The sequence below is a fragment of the Planktotalea frisia genome (assembly GCF_001890925.1).
GTDB lineage: Bacteria > Pseudomonadota > Alphaproteobacteria > Rhodobacterales > Rhodobacteraceae > Planktotalea > Planktotalea frisia.
Genome location: NZ_MLCB01000172.1, coordinates 37,079 through 54,897 on the forward strand (window position 1 = coordinate 37,079; position 17,819 = coordinate 54,897).

The window sequence follows — 17,819 nt, forward strand, 5'->3', positions numbered from 1 at the left end:
CAGACATTATTCTTGCACCTCGCCACGTGGTGGTTCGTAGTCGCCGCGCGTTACTTTAACGACAGTAAGGCCAAAAATGATTGCAATAAAGCCGGCGAGCAAAAGCCCAACGCCTACATTGCGACCATATCGACGCGTATGGATTTCATGTCGCTTGCCGATTGCCATTACCAGCCCCCAAGACCAAAACGTTGCATTATCGCTTCAACCAAAATCACGCCGAAGTGGAGGAAGAGATAGAGCAAGGAAAGCTTGAAGAAACCGCGCTCAACTTTGAAGTTATCGACTTCGCTCATGTCTTCATCGCGGTTCAGAATGTCCCAAGCACCTTTTACGAAAAGAATATTTAGAACGATCGCGAAGGCCATATAGACTGGCCCCCCAATAGAGGTGACGCCTGCGCCCAGCGCAAGAATTGCGAGAAGAACCGTGTAAACGAAAATGTGGATTCGCGTGGAGCGGCGACCATGGGTCACGGTCAACATCGGAACTCCTGCGTGATCGTAATCTTTGCGCATGAACAGTGCGAGCGCCCAGAAGTGCGGGGGCGTCCACATGAATGTCAGACAAAACATCAAGACAGACTCAATAGAAACGCCACCAGTTGCAACAGCCCAACCGATCATTGGAGGAAAAGCACCAGCAGCGCCACCGATCACTATGTTTTGCGGCGTCCAACGCTTTAGCCACATGGTGTAGATCACCACGTAAAAGAAAATAGTGAAGCCCAGCAGCCCACCTGCAACCCAATTGGATGCTAAGCCAAGCATGACGGTAGAAAGACCAGACAGGGCAACACCAAAGCCAAGTGCTTCGCTTTCTGTAACCTTACCAGCAGGGATGGGGCGTTTGCGCGTACGCTTCATGATCGCGTCGATATCTGCGTCCCACCACATGTTCAGCGCACCCGATGCGCCACCACCAATGGCAATGAACAAGATGGAGGCGAAAGCGATCATTGGATGAACAGGCGTTGGTGCAGCCAAAAGGCCAACCAGCGCGGTAAAGACCACAAGTGTCATCACGCGCGGCTTCAAAAGTGCGAAGAAATCGCCGAAGCTTGCTTCAGGCGCTATGCTGGCACTGTTTGCGCTGGCGTCGCTCATCGTGATCTCTTTCAAAAATCGTTGCGTCGGATCGCGCGACGGTTGCCCCGCGCGCGATCATCGTAGCTTGAGTTTAGTCAGCTTCTGCGACCTTGAAGGGCTGCGGGACACCCGCATACTCTTCAATCGCGCCGTTCAGCCACTCTTGATAAGCTTCTTCGCTCACCACTTTAACCGTGATCGGCATGTAGGCGTGGTCTTTGCCGCAAAGCTCGGAACATTGACCAAAGTAGATGCCTTCTTTCTCAGCCGCGAACCAAAGCTGCGCGATACGCCCTGGGACCGCATCTTGCTTCACGCCAAACGCAGGAATGGTCCAAGCGTGGATCACATCGGCACCTGTCACGTTCATAACAATGGTCTTACCAACAGGTACGACAACGGCTGTGTCCGTCGCGAGAAGATACTGCTCAGGGGCGTAACCCGCATCGGCAAGTTCTTCTTTGCCAAGCATGAAACTATCAAAGCCAAACTCGTGATCGACATATTCATAACCCCAATACCACTGGTAGCCTGTGACTTTGATCGTGATGTCTGCTTTCGGAATTTCTTGCTGTTTGAACAAGATCGGCAAGGAAAATGCACCGATAAAGACCAGAACGACGATTGGGATGATCGTCCATGCCACTTCAACAGGAGAGTTGTGGGTGAATGTGCCCGGCGTCGGGTTTGCTTTACGGTTGTAACGCACGATGCAGTAGATGATCAGGCCGGTTACAAACAAAGTAATGATGGTGATGATGATATTTAGCATCCCATCAAGCCATTGGATATCGCGCATAAGTTCTGTCGCAGCTGGCTGGAAGCCAATGCCGCCTGGGATCGGCTGGCCGATCACCTCGAGACCTTCCTGCGCCATGGCAGGAACCGCTGCGAATGCTGCCAAAAGGCCGGAGAGAGTTGTTTTCAGTTGCATAGTACACCCTGATCGATAGTGGCAAAACGCCAGTCAAATCTGTTATAGTCGTTCGCATTCAAGTAAACGTCCCTGCCCTTCCGAGATGGCGAGTCACGGACGTTGTCTTTGAGCTGTTTAAAACCATATCCTTACTACTAAATAAAGACTAGGCGTTGCGGCAAACGGACGCTTCTAAGATTTTGCTAAAATACGAGAGATAAACCGCATGACGCATCAACCCTTTCGCCCTTTTCAGGATAACTTTTCTAGAGAAGGCGCTTTGAAAATCTTGCAAAACGCCTGTGCTGGGGCGGATGACGGCGAATTGTTTATCGAGCGCCGCACGTCTGAGGGCTTGGTGTTCGATGATGGAAAGCTGAAAAATGCGTCTTATGACGCATCGGAGGGCTTTGGTCTGCGCGCGGTTTTAGGCGAGGTTGCTGGTTATGCGCATTCAACCGAAGTGTCAGAGTCGGCACTGTTACGTGCATCTGAAACTGCGCGACTGGCTGTAGGTGCCGGTGGCGGTAGCCTCGCGGATGCCCCGCGAGCAACGAACACCAAGCTATACAAAGACGTAGATCCAATTTCAGAGGTCACGTTCAGCGCAAAGCTCGACACGTTGCGCGAAATAGATGCCTTCTTGCGCGACCTTGATTCGCGTGTCGTTCAGGTCAGCGCTTCGATCGCGGCCTCTTTGCAAGAAGTGATCATTTTGCGCCCAGATGGGGCTGAGGTAAGTGATACACGCCCCATGACACGTGTGAATGTGTCTGTGATCGTTGAACAAAACGGACGTCGCGAGAGTGGTTCTGCTGGCGGTGGCGGACGCATCTCGCTAGGCGGTTTGATCACGCGCGACGATTGGCAGCCCAAAGCACGCGAAGCTTTACGTGTCGCATTGGTAAACCTAGAAGCGGTCCCTGCCCCCGCTGGCGTCATGGATGTGGTGCTTGGCCCCGGTTGGCCCGGTATTTTATTGCATGAAGCAGTCGGTCACGGGCTGGAGGGTGATTTTAATCGCAAAGGCTCGAGTGCGTTTTCTGGGCTTGTAGGGCAGCGTGTGGCGTCTAAAGGCGTGACCGTTCTCGATGATGGGACCATCCCTGATCGTCGCGGATCGATCACGATTGATGACGAAGGCACGCCCTCGGCAAAGAACGTGTTGATCGAGGACGGTATTTTGGTTGGATACATGCAAGATCGTCAGAACGCGCGCTTGATGGGCGTAGAGCCGACAGGCAACGGGCGACGCGAAAGCTACGCACACCCGCCAATGCCGCGTATGACCAATACCTATATGTTGGGCGGCGATTCTGATCCTGCGGACATTGTCGCGGGTCTAAAAGACGGAATTTATGCTGTCGGGTTTGGCGGCGGTCAGGTTGATATAACCAATGGAAAATTCGTGTTCTCATGCACGGAAGCCTACCGCGTTGAAAACGGTCAAATTGGCGCGCCTGTCAAGGGAGCCACATTGATCGGTGATGGCGCGACAGCCATGCAGCAAATCAGAGCTTTGGGCAACGACATGGCGCTCGATCCGGGCATGGGTAACTGTGGAAAAGCGGGCCAGTGGGTGCCTGTGGGGGTTGGGCAACCGACGCTTTTGATTGGCGGTTTAACAGTTGGTGGCGCTGGCTCCTAAGGGTTTAAGTCAAACTATCTGAGTTCAGTTTACGCGCTATTAACCTCGGCTCTGCTAGGTCTGATTCTGCAAGCAGACGGAGCCGAGATGAACGTGCATATCCATTCTTCCACTCACCCCCTACTCCCACCCGCCACGGAAGAAGAGCGTATTGATTGGCTTCGTCTCTTGCGTTCTCGCCGCGTTGGAATCGCTACATTCTATCGATTGCTTGAAGAACACGGCAGCGCGTCCAAGGCGTTGAGCGCTTTACCGGAAATTGCGTCTAAAGCCGGTATGACCAAATATTCGGCGGCCACGCACGAGAGTGCAGAACGTGAATTACAGGCAGGCCTTCTAAGCGGCGCGCATTTAGTGTGTCGCGGTGAGCGTCGATATCCGCGTTTGCTGGCTGAAATCCCAGATGCACCGCCGATGCTTTGGCTGCGTGGACATACGGACGTGTTAACGCGACCGATGGTTGCGATTGTTGGCGCGCGTAACGCATCTTCCTTGGGAACGCGTATGGCGCGCGCTTTGGCTGGCGAACTGGCCGAGGCCGGATATGTCGTTGTCTCAGGCCTTGCGCGCGGCATCGATACTTGCGCGCATCTCGCAGCTGCGAACTCAGGGTCCATCGCGGTCCTTGCAGGCGGAGTTGATCAAATCTATCCTGCAGAAAACTTGGCCCTTGCCGAAAGCCTTTTAAAGGCTGGCGCGCTTATTTCAGAGCAACCCATTGGCATGGCTCCTATCGCGCGACATTTTCCGATGCGAAATCGGATTATTTCAGGTCTATGCAGCGCCAGCGTTGTTGTCGAGGCTGCTGGCAAATCCGGCAGCTTGATCACCGCACGCGGCGCGCTTGATCAAGGGCGTGATGTGCTCGCAGTGCCGGGACATCCTTTTGATGCGCGTGCATCTGGGTGCAACATGTTGATCCGCGATGGTGCAACACTCGTGCGCGGCGCTGAAGATATTATCACGATGCTGGAAGCCCAAAATAACGTTATTGATGAGAGCGACGTGCAAATACCGTTACCGCTTGAGCAAAATGTGCCTGAAACGCGAAGCCTCTCTGAAACGAATAAATTGCATCAACAGATTCTAGACAGCCTCGGGCCAAGTCCTATCGCGGAAGATCAGCTTTTGCGCGATATTGGCGCGCAAACGAGCCGGATGATCCCCATTCTTACCAACCTCGAAATGGATGGCCAAATCAGACGTGCGCCCGGTGGTATGATAAGTCGCGCTTAGTTGACGCCTTGGCAGTAGTCTTCGATCACTCTGCCGTAACGACGACAAAACGGACCATACGCAAACCAAAGATCCGTAGGCCCAATCGCCCAATGTACTGCCACCCACGTCTCACCAGAGCGCCGCAACAGTGCCTGCATGCTCGTGCCGTCCATGAAGTCCGGTTCAAGCGTGCCTTCTTTGAAGCCGGGGGTCGCATATAAATCAATTGCGCCGCCGCCCGGACGCTGGGCTTGCAAAGACGCAAAGCCAAACCGACCATCGACGCGCAAATCGTAAACGACAAATTCAATAGGCGCGCCAAGCTGTTCCTCTGCATGCGCGCGCACTGCATCCAGCATCGCACTGCGCTCTTTCGTGCCACGCTCCGGTACTGAATATTCCGCCGTAAGTGGCATAGCGAGCAACAACGCCGCTGAAATTGAACTGTAAATGATATTGCAAAAACGCATGAGATTTAGCCTTTTCATAAATGTATGCAAACACATTAGCGCAACGCCTACGGTGTTGTCTTGTTCCAATTAATACGGACACTCGGCACAGTTTTAATCGTCGCGATTGACATTATGGGCTTTCCCCACACATGTAACGGACCCATAAGAAGCGAAATTCTTGAGAAGCGTCGTAAGGAAATATCATGCCAGTTGTTGTTGTCGAATCCCCTGCTAAAGCCAAGACAATCAACAAGTATTTGGGACCCAACTACACCGTTCTCGCCTCTTACGGCCATGTTCGTGACTTGCCGCCAAAGGATGGATCTGTCGACACAGATGCCGATTTCGAGATGAAGTGGGAAATTGGCAATGATAGCAAAAAACATGTCAAAGCCATCGCGGACGCCTTGAAAGACGACAACGAACTCATTCTCGCGACCGACCCGGATCGCGAGGGCGAAGCGATCAGCTGGCATTTGCAAGAAGCCTTGACCAAGCGAAAATCCATCAAGAAAGACACGCCCGTTAGCCGCGTCGTATTCAATGCGATCACCAAAGCAGCTGTAACCGAAGCGATGAAAAATCCGCGTCAGGTCGATCAACCGCTTGTCGAAGCTTATTTGGCACGCCGCGCGTTGGACTATCTTGTGGGCTTTAATCTTTCGCCGGTTTTGTGGCGCAAACTGCCCGGCGCGCGCTCTGCGGGTCGCGTCCAGTCTGTTTGCTTGCGCATCATCGTTGAGCGCGAGCAAGAGATCGAAGCCTTTAACAACCGCGAGTACTGGTCCGTTAAGGCGCTGCTCGCGACCCCGCGCGGACAGGAATTTGAAGCACGTTTGACCGTTATGGGCGGCAAAAAGCTCGATAAATATGATCTTGCGAATGAGACGGCTGCGGAGCTGGCTGTTCAAGCGGTGACGTCACGCGCGCTCAAGGCGGTCTCCGTCGAAGCAAAACCAGCCGCGCGCAACCCCTCCGCGCCGTTTATGACGTCTACTTTGCAGCAAGAAGCCAGCCGCAAATTCGGCTTTGGTGCGCGTCAAACAATGAACGTCGCGCAGCGTCTCTATGAGGCGGGGCACATTACATATATGCGAACCGACGGCATCGACATGGCGCCCGAAGCGATCACAGAAACGCGCGATGCAATCAAGAACCGCTATGGCGATGAATATCTGCCAAGCAGCCCGCGCGAGTATAAGAACAAAGCCAAAAACGCTCAGGAAGCGCACGAATGTATTCGCCCGACCGTTCTGGAAAAAGACGCAGCAAGCTTAAAGCTTTCTGAGCCCGATCAGCGTAAGTTGTACGATCTCATCTGGAAACGCACGATTGCGTGCCAAATGGCCAGCGCAAAGATGGAGCGCACGACAGTTGATCTTGGCTCTGACGACGGTGAAGTCGTGATGCGTGCAACAGGGCAAGTTGTGTTGTTTGATGGCTTTATGAAAGTCTATGAAGAAGGTCGCGACGACGCTGTCGTGGACGATGATGACAAGCGCCTGCCGCAGATTGCGCAGGGTGATCCGATGGACAAACGCTCCATCTCGCCAGAGCAACATTTCACCCAACCCCCACCCCGCTATACAGAAGCCACGTTGGTCAAGCGCATGGAAGAGCTCGGCATTGGCCGCCCGTCGACCTATGCGTCTATCGTAACGACGATCCAAGATCGTGAATATGTGCGCAAGGACAAGAACCGTCTTTATCCAGAGGACAAAGGCCGGATTGTTACCATCTTCCTGATGAATTTTTTCCGTCAATATGTAGGCTATGATTTTACCGCTGATCTGGAAAGCCAGCTTGATGATGTCTCCGCGGGCGAGGCCAATTACAAAGATATTCTCAGCAAGTTCTGGCGCGATTTTCACGCGGCGATTACTGAAACCTCTGAGCTGCGGATTTCCGAAGTACTTGATGTGCTCGACGCCGCGCTGACGCCACAACTTTATCCACCTCGCGAAGACGGCACAGATCCACGGATTTGCCCGAAGTGTGGGCTTGGCAGCCTGCACCTGAAAACATCGCGTACTGGCGGTTTTGTGGGCTGCGGCAATTATCCCGAGTGCACCTACACGCGCCCAATCGCAGGCGAGGGCGCGGATGGTGACGAACGTGTACTTGGCGAAGATGCGGGCGATGAAATCTGGCTGAAGACTGGTCGTTTTGGCCCCTACGTGCAGCGTGGAGAGCCGACACCAGAGAACAAAAAACCACCTCGCGCATCCTTGCCGCGCGGATGGGAAAAAGATGACATGGATCTCGCGAAAGCGTTGACCTTGCTCAGCCTGCCCCGCGAAATTGGTGACCATCCTGAGGGCGGTATGATCAAATCGAACTTTGGTCGCTTTGGTCCGTACATTATGCATCAAGGGCCTGAGGACGCGAAACCTGTTTATGTGAATGTCAAAGATCCGAATGATGTCTTTGAAATTGGCATGAACCGTGCGGTTGAACTGCTCGCTGAAAAGCGTGCGAACCCTGGACGTCGTGGTGGCGGGACGGCAGCGAAACCGCTGAAAGAGTTGGGTGAACATCCTAGCGATGGTGGCCCAGTCAATGTTATGGAAGGGCGTTATGGCCCTTATGTGAAGTGGGAAAAGATCAACGCAACGATCCCCAAAGGGACCGAACCTGCGGATGTGACCATGGAAATGGCCGTTGAATTGATCACCGAGCGTGCGGCCAAAAGCGGCAAGAAAAAAGCCGCGCCCAAGAAAAAGGCAGCGCCTAAAAAGAAACCTGCTGCAAAAAAGCCCGCGGCCAAGAAGAAACCCGCTGCGAAGAAAGACGCCGACTAGGCCTGTTAACTCAAACGTGAATAGCAAATGATCGCACATTCTGAGAAGGCTGCATGAGAATGCAGCTTTTTCTGTGTGAGGTCCTATGACAAATTCTAAATATTCCCGCCGTGCCACGTTATTGGGCTTGAGTGCAGCACTCGCAGCGCCCGGCATCGCACGCGCGCAACTCTTGACGCCAAACCCTGTTGCTCCTGCGCGGCGAAATGCGTCTAGCTTTGTCACTCAAAATTGGCGCGACCACTTTAAAACATTGGGCAAAGGGGTGATCGTCGCCGACACCTTCTCGCGCGCGCTACATTATTGGAACGCTGACGGATCTGACTATCGCATCTACCCAACATCAGTACCGATGACCGATGATCTCACGAAACGTGGGTACACAGAAATCGTGCGCAAGAAAGTTGGCCCCACGTGGACGCCGACCAAATCCATGCGAGAGCGCGACCCGACGTTGCCCGACTTTATGTAAGCTGGCACAGATAACCCACTTGGCACCCACGCGATGTATCTCAGCTGGCCTGCCTATTTGATCCACGGCACCCATGATACGCGCAAGATTGGACGGCGGTCTTCGTCTGGTTGCATCGGCCTATATAATGAGAAGATCGCTGAACTGTTCGAGATTACACCGATTGGCACACAGGTACGCGTCCTTTAAGCGCGCCGCAGCGCAGCATTAACATTGACTCTCTCTTGACCCTTCGTCACACATCCTCGCGATACCAAAGGTCAGGAGAATATACTCATGAAGAAGGTCTATGGCAGCGCTGCCGAGGCTCTGGACGGCGTGCTTTTTGATGGCATGTTTATTGCGTCCGGCGGCTTTGGCCTTTGCGGCATTCCCGAATTGCTCCTTGAGGCGATCAAGGATGCAGGCACAAAGGATCTCACATTTGCGTCCAACAACGCGGGTGTTGATGATTTCGGCATCGGCATTTTATTGCAAACCAAGCAAGTGAAGAAGATGATCTCGTCCTATGTTGGTGAGAACGCAGAATTCATGCGTCAGTATCTCTCAGGCGAGCTTGAGTTGGAGTTTAATCCACAAGGCACTTTGGCAGAGCGCATGCGCGCCGGTGGCTGCGGCATCCCCGGGTTTTATACGAAAACGGGTGTCGGTACTGTGATTGCTGAGGGCAAAGAGCACAAAGATTTCAATGGCGAGACCTACATCATGGAGGAAGGCATCGTCGCCGACCTTGCTATTGTGAAAGCTTGGAAAGCGGATGCGACGGGCAATCTTGTGTTCCGCAAGACCGCGCGCAACTTCAACCCGCCCGCAGCCATGTGTGGCAAGATGTGCATCGTTGAGGTGGAAGAGATTGTCGAGACAGGCTCGCTTGATCCTGACAGCATTCATTTGCCCGGCATTTATGTGCACCGCATCATTCAAGGTGATCACGAAAAGCGCATTGAACAGCGCACAGTGCGGGAGGCGTAAATCATGTGGGATCGTAATCAAATGGCGGCACGCGCCGCGCAAGAGCTACAAGATGGTTGGTATGTAAACCTTGGCATCGGGATTCCGACACTGGTGAGCAACTACATTCCTGAGGGCATCGAAGTGACGTTGCAATCAGAGAACGGTATGCTTGGCATGGGGCCATTCCCAATTTCCGGTGAAGAGGATGCAGACCTGATCAATGCGGGTAAGCAAACGATCACCGAATTGCCGCAAACCGCTTATTTCGATTCAGCGCAGTCTTTCGGCATGATCCGCGGTGGCAAGATCGCGATGGCGATTTTGGGCGCGATGGAAGTGGCTGAAAACGGTGATCTGGCGAACTGGATGATTCCAGGCAAGCTGGTCAAAGGCATGGGCGGCGCGATGGATTTGGTCGCGGGCGTTGGTCGTGTGGTTGTTGTGATGGATCACACCAACAAACATGGCGTAAGTAAAGTGTTGAAAGAATGCACACTGCCACTAACTGGCAAGTCTGTGGTCGATCGCATCATCACCAATCTTGGTGTTTTGGATGTGGTTGAAGGCGGTTTGAGCATTGTCGAAACGGCTGAGGGCGTTTCAGAGGATGAACTGCGCGCTGCAACAGAAGCGACGATCATTTAAGAGAACCTATGGCTTCGCGTGCCTAGCACGCGAAGCTACCCGCCGAGCTGTTTGAACACGCAGCCATCGGTCGCCAGTTGCGGCGGCGTCACGCAAAGCCCCCGCGCGACTTGAAACGCGGCAAGCACTTTGGGCACATAATCGCGTGTTTCAGAATAAGGTGGCACACCGTTGTTCTTACGCACCGCCCCTTCCCCTGCATTATAGGCCGCGAGAACGAGAACAGGATCATTGCCAAACTCGCCCATAAGCCAATCAAGATATGCGACACCACCAGATATATTCTGTGCAGGAATGTTCACATCAGTCACACCAAAGCGAGCGGCCGTCGCGGGCATCAACTGCATCAAACCTTGCGCACCCGCTGAGCTTACTGCGTTTGACTTGCCAGCTGATTCCACAGCGATCACCGCAAGCACGAGCGCCGGTGACACCTTTTTCCCGATCGTTGCTTTCAGGATCTCGACCCCGTGTGCTTGGCTGATCGTGTAAAGCGTTTGCAAACGCGGTGCGCGCACACCGCCACCAGACGGTGGATTGTTCAGCCTGTTTAGCGCAGTCTGATAGCGCCCACCGGTTTTATCCAGCGCTGTCGGGACTTTCTCCCAAAACCACGCATAAGAGCCCACTGCGTTTGAACGCGTCGAACCGCTTGCACCACTTGAAGCGCCGCCCCCGACAATCGCGCCTGCTTTGGGACCGTCCGGTGTGATCTGAATGGTAATCCGTTTGCGCGATCCCTTTTTGGGCGGCTTTTGGCGCTTGGCGGAAAACTCTGGAAACGGTTTAGGAGTGGCCCCTTCCGTTTGTGCAAAGCTCGCAGGTTGAAGTGGTCCGGCAAAACTGGACAGCGTGCTAAGATGTATCCAACCTTGAAGACAGGAATGCAGCTTGCACCAAAGTGGGACAGCTGGGAACGCATGTGGGAATTTCCCATGGGATTGTCCCTTGGTGGTACGCTCGCGATTTACCTACTTCTCAGCGCAATCTTAGGAGCCTAAAGCAGGCCCTTTACACGCCACATTTTGCCCCAACTCGATTGATAGCTTGACCCGAACACAAGTATTCAATGGGGCTTCAAAATGAACATGCAAACCAGCGCCGTGATGGCACCACCGCCGCCCAAGGGCTTGCAGCAGATGAAGCTGTCCGTCGTCATGATGCGCGACATCATGTTGAAAACCATGTTTCGCAAGAACGTGGACACCGCCACTGAGGTCGCGCGCGCCATTTGTTTGCCTTTGCAAGTCACGCAAGAACTCATCGACCTTGCGCGCGAGCAAAAATTGCTCGAAGCGACAGGAACGCTGAACGCGAATAGTGGCAGTGAAATGGGGTTTCAGCTAACCGACGCGGGCAAAGCGCGCACAATGGATGCGCTTCAACAGTCCGAGTATTTTGGTGCGATGCCTGTGCCCTTGGACGTTTACCGCGAACAGGTGAAACGCCAGTCGATCCGAAACATCATGATCACACGAGGTCAATTGACGGATGCGATGGGGCATTTGATCTTGCCTGATGATCTGCTTGGCAACCTTGGACCGGCCGTAAGTTCGGGCCGCTCGATCTTGATGTATGGCCCTCCTGGCAATGGTAAGTCCTCTATTTCAAACGGAATTCGTGACGCGCTTGGCGACAAAATCTATGTACCGCGCGCGATCGAATATGCGGGTCAGGTGATCACCGTTTACGATCCAATCGTGCACAGTGCCGTTGAAGAACAGGTCGATGATCCAAACCAGCTGCGCCGAAGAACGGTATTCGATACGCGCTATGTGAAATGTCAGCGACCCACTGTAATCACAGGTGGTGAGTTGTCGCTCAATATGCTCGATCTGGTTTATAACCCTACTGCGCGCACCTATCAGGCACCACTTCAGCTCAAATCAACAGGTGGAATTTTCATTGTGGATGACCTTGGCCGACAGGCCGAACCCCCACAATCGCTCGTCAACCGTTGGATCGTTCCGTTGGAAGAAAGCAAAGATATTCTCGCTCTGCAATCCGGTGAAAAATTCGAAGTTCCGTTTGACACTTTGGTGATTTTTTCGACCAACTTCCACCCAAATGAGATCTTTGACCAAGCTGCTTTGCGTCGTATTTTCTACAAAATCAAAATCGATGGTCCGTCTCAGGAAAACTTTTTGAAAAGTTTCGCATTGGTTGCAAACAAAAAGGGGATTCCACTTACTGAGGATGCGCTGATCTATCTTTTGCAAACGAAATACCCGACGATTGATAATGTCTATGCGAACTATCAGCCGATCTTTTTGATCGATCAAATGATCGCAATTTGTGAATTTGAGGGCATTCCAAATCAGATGTCCCCTGAGCTGATTGATCGCGCTTGGGCGAACATGTTCGTCAAGGACGAGGTAATCGTGAAGTAAGCAAAGGTGGCCTTACGTTCTAAGCAGGTAAGGTGACTTGCACTCTGCCTTGAACGCGATATGTCCAGGGGATGGAGCCTGTTCACCCTTTGATCGCAGATTGGTTCACCGCTCAAGAGTGGACCATTCACCCCCATCAGCAGGACATGCTTGCGCGCGCGGATGATCCGGCGACCTTGCTCATCGCACCCACTGGCGGTGGCAAAACGATGGCTGGATTTTTGCCTACGTTGAACGAATTAGCGGATGGCATTCACGAAGGATTGCACACTCTTTATGTGTCCCCTCTCAAGGCGCTAGCCTCTGATATCAAACGTAATTTACGCCGACCTGTCGATGAAATCGGCTTGCCTATCAGGATCGAAGATCGAACCGGCGACACGTCTGCAACGCGCAAGAAACGCCAACGCGCGGATCCACCCCACATCCTTTTGACAACACCAGAAAGCCTCGCGTTGCTCACGTCCTATGAGGACGCGCCACGCATGTTCAAAGGCCTCAAACGCATCGTGATTGATGAAATTCACGCGCTCGCAGATAGCAAGCGCGGGGATCAACTGATGCTTGCGCTCAGCGCAGTCCAAAACATGTGCGACGGCCTGCGCCGCGTCGGGCTATCTGCAACGGTTGAGGACCCTGCGGCCATCGCGCATTTCCTCGCGCGTCATCCTGATTCCTGCGATATTGTGCTCGCCGATCCGGGGCCTGATCCAGATATTTCCATGCTGAATATCGCAGAGCCGCCCCCCTGGGCTGGCGGCGGTGCTGCCTACGCGATCCCTGCGGTTCTTGAGCAAATCAAGCAACACAAAACCACGCTGATTTTTCACAACACGCGCGCTCAGGCTGAAATTTTCTTTCACAACTTGTGGCTCGCCAATGAAGACAGTCTGCCGATTGGCATTCACCACGGCTCTCTTGACAAAGTGCAACGCGAACGGGTCGAAGCGGCGATGGTACGCGGAGATCTCGCAGCGATTGTGTGCACAGGTTCGCTCGATCTGGGGATTGATTGGGGCGATGTTGATTTGGTTATTCAGATTGGTGCGCCCAAAAACGTCAAACGGCTTGTGCAGCGCATTGGGCGCGCGAACCACCGCTACAACGCCCCGTCCAAGGCTCTGCTGGTGCCTGCAAATCGCTTTGAGGTAGTGGAATGTGTTGCTGCGTTGCAAGCGGTTAAAGAGCATGAGCTTGATGGCGATCCGCGGGGTCCCGGCCCTTTGGATGTGCTGTGCCAACACATCCTGATCCGCGCATGTGCTGGCCCGATTGACCCCGACGCGCTTTACCAAGAGATCAAAAGCGTAGGCGCATATAGCATGGTGACCCGCGCACAGTTTGAGGACTGTTTTGATTTTTGCGCCACCGGCGGTTACGCGTTGCGCGCTTATGACAAATGGAAGCGTCTGCAAGAGCGTAACGATGGCACATGGGCGCTTCGTGATCCGCGTGCGGCACAGCGCATTCGCATGAACATCGGCACGATCCAAGACACCGATACGTTGAAAGTGCGCTTGCAGAAAAGTCGCGGCGGCAAACCTTTGGGTGAGATCGAAGAAGGCTTTGCATCGACCCTCACACAGGGCGATACGTTTTTAATTGGCGGGCAAATCGTGCGTTATGAGGGCTTGCGCGAAATGACAGTCGAAGTGACGCGTCGCGCAGATAAAAAGCCAAAAGTCGCAACATTTGGTGGAACGAAATTTGCGACCTCCACGCAACTCAGCCAACGGATCTTGCGCATGTTTCAACAAGACGATTGGCCAGACCTTCCCGCGTGCACTGCTGACTGGCTAACACTACAAAGAGGTGTCAGCATACTCCCGCGCCCCGGCCGTCTCTTGATCGAAAGTTTTCCGCATGAGCATCGAAACCATACGGTCGTGTACGGATTTGCAGGCCGCAACGCACAACAAACGTTAGGTTTGCTTTTGTCCAAACGTATGGAAGAGCTTGGCTATGATCCGCTTGGCTTTGTGGCAACGGACCATGCGACGCTTTTTTGGGGGCTACGGGCGGTGACAGATCCAGACGCTCTCATGGATCCTGATATGATGGAACAAGGGCTTGAACAGTGGCTTGCTGGTAACGCTTTGATCAAACGCACCTTTCGCGCATCCGCAACGATCGCGGGTTTGATAGAACGCAACCTTCCCTCGCAACGTAAAAACGGGCGGCAAGCGACGTTTAGCTCTGACATCCTTTATGACACACTGCACAAATATGATCCCGAACACCTGCTTTTGAGGATCACCAAACAAGAAGCGCTGCGCGGTCTTGTTGACTTTGGTCGTATCCGTTTGATGCTAGAGCAAACACGCGGCAGGATAGATTTCATAACGCTTAAGCGGGTCACGCCATTGGCTGCACCCATGTTTCTCGAGATGGGTCGCATCCCTATCAAAGGCGCAGCAGAGGAGCGCTTGCTTGCCGCTGAAACCGCCGCCTTGATGAGCGCTGCGGGTCTGGCGTAGACAAGTGAGATGAGCCACCACGCCTTTTCCTTCAATGGTGAGATGTTACATGCGCTACCGTCTGGCGCACTCTATTGGCCTGCGCAAAACTTGCTTTGCGTCTCTGATCTGCACTTTGGTAAAGCCCAGCGATACGCGCTTCAAGGTGGCAGCGCATTGCCGCCATACGAGGTGAAAGATACGTTGATGCGGCTCGATCACGACATCACTACTCAGGCCGCAAAGACTGTTATTTGCCTCGGTGATAGCTTTGATCGAATAAGCGCCAGCGCTGATCTTGATCTTGACGCTCGTGAATGGATCACGCGTTTACAAGCAGGGCGTGAATGGATTTGGATTGAGGGAAACCATGATCCGGGGCCAGTTGATTTGGGTGGCACACACTTAGCTGAACACCTCAGGGCCGGGCTTATTTTTCGTCACATCGCGATTGGAGAGACTTTAAAAAGTGGTGAAATTTCAGGGCATTACCATCCAAAAATCACGCTGAATCTAAAGGCGCGCGCGCTGACGCGCAGATGCTTTGCAATAGATGAGCGGCGTCTCATCATGCCTGCATTCGGCACCTATACGGGCGGTTTGAGCGTGCGCGCTGAACCGCTTAACACCCTGTTGAGCACGAAAGCGATCGCAGTCCTAACAGGAGAAACCGCCCTGCCCGTTCCGATCAAAACGCGCTAAAACGAGGCCTAGGCGACGTCTGTTAGTTTGGGAATTCCAAACTGCTCAACTTTGTCGAGTTTGGTTTTGCTCACTGGAATTTCGCTTTCATTCTCTAACAAAACATACGGCTTTTTCGCATTAGGGACCCAGCCTCGAATGGCATCGCGATGCACCCAGTGCGAGCGGTGAACAGTCAAACCAAGTGTGCCGTCGAGTTCGTCCACTGCATCCAGAAATCGCATACGCGTTTGATAAGTCTCCGAACAAGTTTTCACCTGAACGAAATGACCTTTTGCCGTGATGTGGATAATGCGCGCCGCTTGCGGAATATTTAGACGCTTTGCCAAACGCGAATGTGGAGGCAAAGAGGCGGGCTGCAACGCGGACTCGGTTTGCGCGATAACGTCTGTTTTTGCGTCCAACGATGGAAAGAAAACGAACCGTACGAGAAAAATGAAACCCAAACTCAAAGTTGCATAAAGCGTCAGCAATCCAAATCCCGGCTTGTCCAGATTACTTTTGCCGAACACGTTGACCAACATGAACTGCAACAAAGCGCCGATTGTAGGCGCACACAGAAACACAAACACAATGTTTCGCAAGGATGCGGTCGCCTTGGGCAGTATGACAACACACACTTCATTCACAACATATGCGGCAACGATGCAAACCCCGAGCAAAACCGCCCATGTCAGCAACAGTTCCGTGACACTGTCGCTGTCATATGTTCCGAAAGGGCCGCTATAGGCCGCAACAATCGAACACGCGAGCCAGATCAAGAGCGTTTTAGGATGAAACGCCTTTTTAACGCCCGCGACCACTGCCTTTGGCAGTGCGTGTAAAAGATTGGGTCTCAAACGTTTAGTCCTGTCCAATTTTTTACTTCCTTGCGCGATCCTTAATTTTCACATTTGCGCGCTCGCAAAGTGAATGGCATGCGAATTAATATAAATATTCCCCTCACCAAGTTTATCAAGCTCTTAAGCCTTTTCAAACTAGGGTTGTGCTCGGATTGATACACCTACAAATGAGTGCATTTTCAGCCAAAAGAACTCAGCGGCTCAGCGTCTCGTATGAACGCAAAAAGCTGCGCAGTTTCCCGCGCAGCTTTGGTAATTCTAGTATTTCAAAAGTTTACGCAGTTAGACCTTCTGGCTCAGCCAAGCCATTCGCACGACAGCATGCCGTCACTGTATTTGCCAGTAGACAAGCGATGGTCATAGGTCCAACACCGCCTGGGACAGGCGTGATTGCACCCGCAACTTCAGAGCATGACGCGAAATCAACATCGCCGACCAGCTTGTTTTTGCCGTCACGCTCGATCCGGTTGATGCCCACATCAATGACAGTTGCCCCTTTCTTGATCCAATCGCCCGGCACCATTTCTGGACGCCCAACCGCCGCAACGACGATATCGGCGCGACCGACCACTTCCGGCAGGTCTTTCGTGCGCGAATGGGCGATTGTGACCGTGCAGCTATCACCCAGCAGAAGCTGAGCCATAGGTTTGCCCACAATATTAGAGCGCCCGATAACAACCGCATTCATCCCCGAGAGAGAGCCGTGATGATCCCGCAACATCATCAAGCAGCCAAGCGGCGTGCAAGGGACCATGCTTTTCTGACCGGTCCCAAGAAGACCGACGTTAGAGATGTGAAACCCATCAACGTCTTTCGCAGGATCGATCGAGTTGATCACCAAGTCCTCATCAAGGTGCTTGGGTAGTGGAAGCTGCACCAAAATACCGTGGATGCTGGCATCCTTGTTGAGTTGGTCGATGACTGCGAGCAGATCCGCTTCTGACGTGTTCTCGTCAAGCTTATGCTCGACGCTTTTCATGCCAACTTCGTTGGTCATTTTGCCCTTAGAGCGCACATAAACCTGAGAAGCAGGGTCTTCGCCGACCAACACAACCGCAAGGCCCGGGGTAATGCCGTGCTCCGCTTTCAGTGCCGTCACATGTTCAGCCACTTGGCCGCGTACTTTGGCAGCGAATGCCTTACCATCAATAATTTGAGCGCTCATCACATCGTCCCTTTTTCGTCTTCAGACATTCGTAAAATGTAAGGCGGTGCCTGTCGCCACGCACCGCCCT

At 53.1% G+C, this 17,819-nt stretch carries 15 protein-coding genes and 1 pseudogene; 9 read left to right on the forward strand and 7 right to left on the reverse strand.

Annotated features, from left to right (window positions below; genetic code table 11):
* Positions 1-6: 6 nt before the first annotated feature.
* The 3 genes from PFRI_RS21395 to coxB form a co-directional block, all read right to left on the reverse strand.
* Positions 7-168 (reverse strand): cytochrome c oxidase system small membrane protein, encoded by a 162-nt coding sequence (locus PFRI_RS21395; protein WP_170124828.1) that lies wholly within the window; start codon positions 166-168, stop codon positions 7-9.
* Entirely contained in the window at positions 168-1,106 is a 939-nt protein-coding gene (gene cyoE, locus PFRI_RS15675) for a heme o synthase (protein ID WP_072631643.1), read from the reverse strand. Before cyoE ends, PFRI_RS21395 begins: the two co-directional genes overlap by 1 nt.
* Positions 1,107-1,179: 73 nt before the next feature.
* Positions 1,180-2,022 (reverse strand): cytochrome c oxidase subunit II, encoded by an 843-nt coding sequence (gene coxB / locus PFRI_RS15680; protein ID WP_072631644.1) that lies wholly within the window; start codon positions 2,020-2,022, stop codon positions 1,180-1,182.
* A 208-nt stretch (positions 2,023-2,230) separates the two neighbouring features.
* Here coxB and tldD point away from each other — a divergent pair, with 208 nt between their 5' ends.
* Positions 2,231-3,652 (forward strand): metalloprotease TldD, encoded by a 1,422-nt coding sequence (tldD, locus tag PFRI_RS15685; protein WP_072631645.1) that lies wholly within the window; start codon positions 2,231-2,233, stop codon positions 3,650-3,652.
* An 87-nt stretch (positions 3,653-3,739) separates the two neighbouring features.
* Positions 3,740-4,888, forward strand: a complete 1,149-nt coding sequence (dprA, locus tag PFRI_RS15690) for a DNA-processing protein DprA (protein ID WP_072631646.1) — start codon at positions 3,740-3,742, stop codon at positions 4,886-4,888.
* On the opposite strand, the gene PFRI_RS15695 is transcribed toward dprA, so the two are convergent.
* Positions 4,885-5,340 carry a hypothetical protein gene (locus PFRI_RS15695; protein ID WP_072631647.1) on the reverse strand — a complete coding sequence of 152 codons (456 nt, stop codon included), beginning with the start codon at positions 5,338-5,340 and terminating at the stop codon, positions 4,885-4,887. The two genes, dprA and PFRI_RS15695, sit on opposite strands and share 4 nt — an antisense overlap.
* A gap of 185 nt (positions 5,341-5,525) precedes the next feature.
* On the opposite strand from PFRI_RS15695, the gene topA reads away from it, so the two are divergent.
* The 4 genes and pseudogenes from topA (at position 5,526) to PFRI_RS15715 (ending at position 10,194) form a co-directional block, all read left to right on the forward strand.
* Positions 5,526-8,123, forward strand: a complete 2,598-nt coding sequence (gene topA / locus PFRI_RS15700; protein ID WP_072631648.1) for a type I DNA topoisomerase — start codon at positions 5,526-5,528, stop codon at positions 8,121-8,123.
* Between the two features lie 85 nt (positions 8,124-8,208).
* Positions 8,209-8,784, forward strand: a pseudogene (locus tag PFRI_RS15705) (L,D-transpeptidase).
* An 87-nt stretch (positions 8,785-8,871) separates the two neighbouring features.
* Positions 8,872-9,567, forward strand: a complete 696-nt coding sequence (locus PFRI_RS15710; protein WP_072631649.1) for a CoA transferase subunit A — start codon at positions 8,872-8,874, stop codon at positions 9,565-9,567.
* Positions 9,568-10,194, forward strand: a complete 627-nt coding sequence (locus PFRI_RS15715; RefSeq protein ID WP_072631650.1) for a 3-oxoacid CoA-transferase subunit B — start codon at positions 9,568-9,570, stop codon at positions 10,192-10,194. It begins immediately after the preceding gene.
* 35 nt (positions 10,195-10,229) lie between these two features.
* Here the strand turns inward: PFRI_RS15715 and PFRI_RS15720 are convergent, their stop codons facing one another.
* Positions 10,230-11,045: a lytic transglycosylase domain-containing protein gene (locus PFRI_RS15720; RefSeq protein ID WP_072631651.1), complete on the reverse strand. Its 816-nt coding sequence runs from the start codon at positions 11,043-11,045 to the stop codon at positions 10,230-10,232.
* Between the two features lie 231 nt (positions 11,046-11,276).
* On the opposite strand from PFRI_RS15720, the gene PFRI_RS15725 reads away from it, so the two are divergent.
* The 3 genes from PFRI_RS15725 (at position 11,277) to pdeM (ending at position 15,742) form a co-directional block, all read left to right on the forward strand.
* Entirely contained in the window at positions 11,277-12,584 is a 1,308-nt protein-coding gene (locus PFRI_RS15725) for a DUF8689 domain-containing protein (RefSeq protein WP_072631652.1), read from the forward strand.
* Between the two features lie 71 nt (positions 12,585-12,655).
* Positions 12,656-15,061 carry a ligase-associated DNA damage response DEXH box helicase gene (locus PFRI_RS15730; RefSeq protein WP_072631653.1) on the forward strand — a complete coding sequence of 802 codons (2,406 nt, stop codon included), beginning with the start codon at positions 12,656-12,658 and terminating at the stop codon, positions 15,059-15,061.
* A 9-nt stretch (positions 15,062-15,070) separates the two neighbouring features.
* Positions 15,071-15,742 (forward strand): ligase-associated DNA damage response endonuclease PdeM, encoded by a 672-nt coding sequence (pdeM, locus tag PFRI_RS15735; RefSeq protein WP_072631654.1) that lies wholly within the window; start codon positions 15,071-15,073, stop codon positions 15,740-15,742.
* Between the two features lie 8 nt (positions 15,743-15,750).
* On the opposite strand, the gene PFRI_RS15740 is transcribed toward pdeM, so the two are convergent.
* Positions 15,751-16,581 (reverse strand): LytTR family DNA-binding domain-containing protein, encoded by an 831-nt coding sequence (locus tag PFRI_RS15740; RefSeq protein WP_139292129.1) that lies wholly within the window; start codon positions 16,579-16,581, stop codon positions 15,751-15,753.
* Positions 16,582-16,858: 277 nt separating this feature from the next.
* Complete coding sequence (gene folD, locus PFRI_RS15745) at positions 16,859-17,749, reverse strand: bifunctional methylenetetrahydrofolate dehydrogenase/methenyltetrahydrofolate cyclohydrolase FolD (RefSeq protein ID WP_072631656.1); 891 nt, start codon at positions 17,747-17,749, stop codon at positions 16,859-16,861.
* Between the last annotated feature and the right edge of the window lie 70 nt (positions 17,750-17,819).

Excerpts from the sequence above, each read along its gene's own strand:
- dprA (WP_072631646.1), top strand. The coding sequence starts at position 3,740 with ATGAACGTGCATATCCATTCTTCCACTCACCCCCTACTCCCACCCGCC.
- PFRI_RS15725 (WP_072631652.1), top strand. The coding sequence starts at position 11,277 with ATGAACATGCAAACCAGCGCCGTGATGGCACCACCGCCGCCCAAGGGC.
- PFRI_RS21395 (WP_170124828.1), bottom strand. The coding sequence starts at position 168 with ATGGCAATCGGCAAGCGACATGAAATCCATACGCGTCGATATGGTCGC.
- cyoE (WP_072631643.1), bottom strand. The coding sequence starts at position 1,106 with ATGAGCGACGCCAGCGCAAACAGTGCCAGCATAGCGCCTGAAGCAAGC.
- pdeM (WP_072631654.1), top strand. The coding sequence starts at position 15,071 with ATGAGCCACCACGCCTTTTCCTTCAATGGTGAGATGTTACATGCGCTA.
- folD (WP_072631656.1), bottom strand. The coding sequence starts at position 17,749 with ATGAGCGCTCAAATTATTGATGGTAAGGCATTCGCTGCCAAAGTACGC.
- PFRI_RS15710 (WP_072631649.1), top strand. The coding sequence starts at position 8,872 with ATGAAGAAGGTCTATGGCAGCGCTGCCGAGGCTCTGGACGGCGTGCTT.
- PFRI_RS15730 (WP_072631653.1), top strand. The coding sequence starts at position 12,656 with ATGGAGCCTGTTCACCCTTTGATCGCAGATTGGTTCACCGCTCAAGAG.
- tldD (WP_072631645.1), top strand. The coding sequence starts at position 2,231 with ATGACGCATCAACCCTTTCGCCCTTTTCAGGATAACTTTTCTAGAGAA.
- PFRI_RS15695 (WP_072631647.1), bottom strand. The coding sequence starts at position 5,340 with ATGCGTTTTTGCAATATCATTTACAGTTCAATTTCAGCGGCGTTGTTG.
- topA (WP_072631648.1), top strand. The coding sequence starts at position 5,526 with ATGCCAGTTGTTGTTGTCGAATCCCCTGCTAAAGCCAAGACAATCAAC.
- coxB (WP_072631644.1), bottom strand. The coding sequence starts at position 2,022 with ATGCAACTGAAAACAACTCTCTCCGGCCTTTTGGCAGCATTCGCAGCG.